Annotated in this window: 9 protein-coding genes; all 9 read right to left on the bottom strand. The window is 29.7% G+C overall.

Annotated features, from left to right (window positions below):
- Window positions 1–680, bottom strand: a 680-nt coding sequence (locus Q0370_RS02150; protein WP_299571494.1) for a TatD family hydrolase, incomplete at its 3' end; no start/stop codon positions are given.
- A complete protein-coding gene (locus Q0370_RS02145) occupies window positions 664–1290 on the bottom strand; it encodes a hypothetical protein (RefSeq protein WP_299571491.1) in 627 nt (208 codons plus the stop codon). The genes Q0370_RS02145 and Q0370_RS02150, both read right to left, overlap by 17 nt.
- A gap of 29 nt (window positions 1291–1319) precedes the next feature.
- Entirely contained in the window at window positions 1320–2009 is a 690-nt protein-coding gene (locus Q0370_RS02140; RefSeq protein ID WP_299571489.1) for a hypothetical protein, read from the bottom strand.
- A 100-nt stretch (window positions 2010–2109) separates the two neighbouring features.
- Window positions 2110–2355, bottom strand: coding sequence for a hypothetical protein (locus Q0370_RS02135; RefSeq protein WP_299571487.1), 246 nt, complete (start codon window positions 2353–2355; stop codon window positions 2110–2112).
- Window positions 2356–2406: 51 nt separating this feature from the next.
- Window positions 2407–2886, bottom strand: a complete 480-nt coding sequence (locus Q0370_RS02130; RefSeq protein WP_299571485.1) for an S-ribosylhomocysteine lyase — start codon at window positions 2884–2886, stop codon at window positions 2407–2409.
- 49 nt (window positions 2887–2935) lie between these two features.
- On the bottom strand, window positions 2936–3862 hold the full coding sequence (locus Q0370_RS02125; protein WP_299571482.1) for a D-alanine--D-alanine ligase: 927 nt from the start codon (window positions 3860–3862) through the stop codon (window positions 2936–2938).
- Between the two features lie 254 nt (window positions 3863–4116).
- Window positions 4117–5055 (bottom strand): Hsp33 family molecular chaperone HslO, encoded by a 939-nt coding sequence (locus Q0370_RS02120; RefSeq protein WP_299571480.1) that lies wholly within the window; start codon window positions 5053–5055, stop codon window positions 4117–4119.
- Window positions 5056–5282: 227 nt separating this feature from the next.
- Complete coding sequence (locus Q0370_RS02115; protein ID WP_299571478.1) at window positions 5283–5870, bottom strand: GNAT family N-acetyltransferase; 588 nt, start codon at window positions 5868–5870, stop codon at window positions 5283–5285.
- Window positions 5870–6034, bottom strand: a complete 165-nt coding sequence (locus tag Q0370_RS02110) for a hypothetical protein (protein WP_162840186.1) — start codon at window positions 6032–6034, stop codon at window positions 5870–5872. The genes Q0370_RS02115 and Q0370_RS02110 overlap by 1 nt, the downstream gene beginning before the upstream one ends.
- Between the last annotated feature and the right edge of the window lie 62 nt (window positions 6035–6096).

Raw genomic sequence — 6096 nt, 5'->3', positions numbered from 1 at the left:
TCTTCCGCTACATATTTTGTATAAATCGGCTCATTTCTTTTCCCTCGAAAAGGCACAGGTGTCAAATACGGACAATCTGTTTCCAGAACAATTTTTTCCAAAGGCAATTCCTTCACAAGCTCCTTCGTCTTTTTATTATTTTTAAACGTCAAAGTACCACCAATTCCCAAGTAATACCTATCTAAAAATGGCTTTGCCGCTTCCAGAGAACCTGGATAACAGTGCAAAATCCCGCCAACATTTTTATAATCCTTCAAAACATCAAGTGTATCCTGCAAAGCCTCTCTTGTATGGATAACAACTGGTTTTTTTACCCTTTCTGCAAGTTCCATTTGCTTTCTAAATCCAGCAATCTGAACATCCTTCGGATCTTCCATCCAGTGATAATCCAGCCCAATTTCCCCAATTGCGACAACTTTTTTCTCAGTCAATGCTAATCTTTCCAGTTCTTTTTCCACTTCATCATTATATTTTTTTATATCCACAGGATGAACTCCAATTACCGCATTCACAAACGAATATCTATTCGCAAGCTCAATGCTTTTAAGTGAACTTTCTAAATCAAACCCAATGCTCACAATCCCTTCCAGCTCATCTTCAATCCTTTTCATCACATCATCAAAATCATTTTCAAACTGTTTATCATAGATGTGCGTATGCGTATCAATTATTTTTCTCATTTTTTAATTCCTCTTCTGTAAAAAAATTCCATTTTCCATTAATTTTTTCTGCTCTAATATTGTCTTCTTGTTCTTCAAATTTTTTTGCATTATTAATCTTTTCTAAAACTCTTTCTGAAACTATATCGATTAACTTAGGTAACCATTTTTCTTGAAATTCTTTTTTTGGAATATTCGCCAAATATTCCATAGATTTTCCTGTTCTTTCTTTAAATAACTTTCTCATTTTTTCTTGATCTTTTTCATCTAAACCAAAATTATTATTTGATAATACTGGGGACTTCAAGCTAATTATTAAATCTGCTTTTGAAGAAGACACATATTCAATTTTTTTTATATTAATCTCCCTTTTTTTCAAAAATGCTTTTGTAATTTCTCCAAAAAACATTGCTTCAACAGTATTTTTTTGCTCTTTTATTTGTTTATCAACTTCTTTTAATGCAGTAGAAACATCTGCCTTCTTATATTCAGAAAAAGCTTTTTCAATTTCAATATTATTTTTCTCAATTTCTGATTTTTGAATTTTCACATTTGGCTTAACTTCCACCTTATAATTCGCAGAAAATCCAAGACTTGCTGTTAGTAAAAATAATATTAATATCTTCTTCATTTACTCATACCTCTTCTAATTTATTCACATTATTTTCCAAAATTTTCAAACATAGAATCAAAAATATCAAAACCATCACTTTCTAATGTTTCTTCATCTTTATATTCCCATTCTTTCTGATTTTTTTCTAAAATCATTTTTCTCTTTTCAGTTTCATATTCAAATTGGTTATTATCCAATCTTTTTATCATTTCATTTTGAGATTCAGAAAAAATTATTACATTTGCTTTCAATCTTTCTTCATTGGACAATTTTTGAATTTTTTCCTTATCTAATTTATAACCCAATTCTTTTGAAACTTTATCTTCTAGTTTTTTGTTAAATTCTTCAGAAAACATAATTTCAAAAATATTCGGAGATTTTTCAGTATAAGTTATTTCCACTTTGTTTTTTGAAATAAAATTAATTTTTTCAATTTTATAAATTGTTTTTTCATAAACTTTGTTATTCATCAAAACATCAGGTACATTCACTTTAAAATTTTTTTCACCAGTTTCCAAATTAGTATTTTCCGAATATTCAATACCCTTATTTTTACTTTCTATCCTATCTGAAATTTCTTTATTAAAAACTTCAACAATTTTTTCACTTTGATTTTTCATTTCCTCTTCTGATAATTTTAAACTCTTATTTTTTACAATTTCAAAATTTTCTTTTTTTAATTCAAATGAAAAACTTAACGAAAAAACAACAAAAAACAAAATAATTACTTTTTTCATACAAAATCTCTCCTTTTCACTTTTGAAATCAAACTTAAAAATTATAATTTTTCAATTTCTTAACAAGGCGATCTTTTTCTACTTCGTTTAATTTAGAAAATTAAATTTTAGTTTTATAGCTTTCAATCAACTTTTGATATTCATTAACGACCCACTCACCAAATCCCAAATGAATCGCATCACTTATTCCATAATTTTTTATCTCTGATTTTTGAAAAAACAACTTTCCGTCTAGACAATGTTTTTCATGATAGACTTGTACAGAAGAACTCACGAATTGCTTCAATTTAATTAGAAACTCCAATTTATCTGGTAAAGTTTTTTCAAATGTATTTAATTCTTCCATCCTTTTACCACCTTATTTTTAAATACTTCTTAAAAATGGTCATAGTGTTTTTTACTCAGGATAATTTAAATTTTCCTCTCCCAAATGCTCCAGCGTTTCCTCCAAATATTTCTTAGCCTCAAAGTTAGCCATCGGCAAGTTTTGATCCAAGTAATTTCCACATTCTATAGCAGTCGCTCCTGGGATTGCTCCTTTAAATTCTGCCATAAATTTGTAAAGTTCTTTCATTAAGTCAATAATGTCCTTTGATTCCAGTTTTCCTTTTAAGATAAGATAAAATCCTGTTCTGCATCCCATAGGCCCAAAATATACGATTTCATCTTTCCAAGTTGGATGATTTCTCAAAAAAGTTGCTCCCAAATGCTCCATTGTATGAAGTTCAGCAATATTTATTACTGGCTCTCTATTTGGTAATTTCATTCTTATATCAAAACTTGTCAAATAATTTCCATTAACTTCGTCTATTCTTGACACATAAATTCCTCTGTTTAATCTGATGTGATCTACTGTAAAACTTGCTATTCTTTCCATTTTTTCCACTTCCCTTTTGTATTTTTATTTTTTTAAATTTTTAATCCTTTTATCTTTCCACTTTTATTGAAGATTGTATTAACAAGTCCAATGTTTGCGGATAATCATAACCTTTTGAAGCTGTACTTTTTGGCAATAAGCTGGCAGATGTCATTCCTGGCGATGTGTTTACTTCCATAAAATATGGCGTTTCTTCATTTACCACCATAAAGTCTATTCTTGCAAACCCTTCACATTTTAGCCCGTAATAACTGTCTTTTGCAAACTTATTAATTTCAGCCTGCACTTTTTCAGGAAATTCAAATACATATTCATTTGCCCCACCTTTTGCATATTTTGATTCGTAGTCAAAGTAATCTCCTGCAAGAGCCTCAATTCTTAGTGTTGGAAAAACTTCCCCATCAATCACAGGTACGCTTATTTCCACACCATGCAGAACTTCCTCAATCAATGCCTCCTTATCCATTCCAAAAACAAGTTCCAGCCCTTTTTCAAGTTCTTCCTGATTTTCCACAAAACTTACTCCAATGCTTGAGCCACCGTTATTTGGCTTTACTACAACACGATTCCCCAATTCTTTTTTTATTGTTTCAAAGTCAACAGTTTCGCCTACACGTACACTTTTCCATTTTGCAATTCTAACTCCGTATCCAGCCACAATTCTTTTCGAAAATTCCTTATCCATACAAACTGCACTTGACATCACTCCAGGCCCGCTATAAGCCACTCCCAGACTTTGTAAAATTGCCTGTATTCTCCCGTCTTCTCCAAATACACCGTGTAAAGCGATATAAACAAAATCCAGATTCAAGTCTTTTACTTTCTCAAAAACTTCCTTTTCTGAATCAATCACAATATCAAAAACCTCATATTTATCTCTATTCAAGTTTGCTACAATTTCACTTCCTGTCTTTAAAGAAACTTCCCTTTCAGTTGAAACTCCCCCACGTATTACTCCTACTCTTAATTTTGACATTTTCTCTTCCTTTCCAGTTTTTTTATTATAATAAATCTTCTTCATAATCAAATAACTGTTTGCTTTTTATAAAAATTTAAAATTTCTAACAACTACAATGTTTTTATAAAACTAATTTCTATCATTTTTTTCCAATATTTTTACAATAAAACTTTGATATTTTAGATTAAAAACACTGTATTCAGTTTTATTTCTGCATTATTACTTCTACAATTACCTAAAACAGTATAAACATAATTCCAAGCAAATCTATTTTATAAATTTTTAAAATCTTCTTTTTCAAAATCATATTTTTTACCGCAAAAATGGCATTCTACTTGAATTTTGCCTTCCTCTTCCAGAATTTTATCAATTTCTTCTTTTCCAAGCGTGATTAATCCCTTGTAAAACTTCTCTTTAGTGCAATTACATTTATACTCCAGCTCTGATTTTTCCAAAATTTCAAAATCTTCCACATAAACCTTTTTATGAGCGCCATCAACATCTGTCTCTTCCTCAAATACCGAAATATCCTCATAGAGCAGCTCAACAATCTGCTCAAGGCTCATTCCACCTTCCAGAAGTTCAGTAATCATCCTAATCTGCTGTAATTTATTTTCCAGTTTATCAATAAATCCGTCTTCCACACCTGGCAACAGCTGTATCAGATATCCTCCAGCCCTTTTTACTTCTCCATTTTCATCCAGTTTTACACCAAGTGCGACAACTGATTTTATCTGCTCTGACAAAAGAAAATAATGAGCAATTATATCTGCAATATCCTCTTCATTTATTTTTGTAACGCCAGAAAACGGATCACGCAGCCCCAAGTCCTTTATAACTTGCATCGTTCCATTTCCAATAAATCTCACTTGCCCAGTTTCATCTTTTATAAAATTTCCATTTTCGTCAATTATCTGATGAAATTTATCTTCAGGATTTCCAATATAACCTTTTACTTCCCCTTTCATATTCCCAGTCGCAAGCATATTTCCATAAGGTCCATCTCCATTTACTTTAACTGTCACTAAATCCTTCTCATTTTTCAAATCTTTCCCCATCATAGCTGTCGCTGTCAATAGTTTCCCAAAAATAGTTGTCGCTATCGGATCAAGTCCATGAATCTTCTTTGCCTCTTTTACAATCTCTGTCGTATCACAGACAAAAAATCTTGCACATTTGCTTGTCCCTCTAATTATTTCTGATTTTCCCATATTTTCTAACATCCTTCTTTATTTCAAAATTATAATTATTCCTACTCAAATCTAAATTCACTTAATTTTTATCAATTCAATCTCAATTTGATTAAAATTTATTTTTAAGAATTACATTATTAGAATATCATATTCTATACAAAAAAACAAGATAATTCATTTCCAAACCCAATAGAAAACAAAAAAATACCACTGTCTAAATCAACAGTAGTATTTTTCATTCTCAATCAATTTTTCCTATCCAATTTCATCATCATAACAACCAATCCATCTTTAGAAATAAAATTATCTATCTTCTCAAAGCCAAATTTTTTATAAAAATCTATAAGTTTCTCTGAATTTTTACATTCCAGCCAGACATATTTTGCATTTATCAATTCCTTTGCTTCTAATACTACATTAAATGCAGACGTAAGCAAATCTTTTCCTCTTATCTGTTTTTTACTAGATAAATTATAATTTTTCCCTAATTGCCCAATTAAATAACTATTTACAATTATATGCCCATTTTCAAGTATTTGTCCACTTTGCATTAATTTTTTTCTTCTACTGTTACTTAATTTATCAACTCTTTCTTTAGATAAAATCAAACTTTTATTTGAAACAGTAAAATATCCCAATAATAGATTGTCATTATTAAAAATTAAATGTGTTGTTGAAATTGAACTTTTTTCAAAAAATGCAGCCTTATTATGTAAAAAAATTTCTATATCCGTATTTCCCCTACTTTTAAATTTGCTTAAAACTTTATCTTGTAAATATTCTTCCGTATTATATTTTAACAAATCGCTTATTGATAACCTCAATGTTTCCATTATTTCATCCCTAATATTTTCTTGATTCTTTTCTCATCCGTTATTTTCGTCACTTTAATATCTGTTAAATTCGGTTTTCTATCATTCTCCAATGCCTTTATTAAGCCATCTATCTCCTTGTCTGTCTTAAACTCTGGCAATCTTAAAAAACTTGATGTAGCCATTACAATTCCTCCCTCGTATAATATATTTGTAGTTTTTTACATCCCTCTTCAAGGATTTTGTA

Origin of the sequence: uncultured Leptotrichia sp. (genome assembly GCF_938036635.1) — a bacterium.
In the GTDB taxonomy this organism is placed as follows: Bacteria; Fusobacteriota; Fusobacteriia; order Fusobacteriales; family Leptotrichiaceae; genus Leptotrichia; species Leptotrichia hongkongensis.
This window is presented reverse-complemented; position numbering and strand designations above follow the sequence as displayed.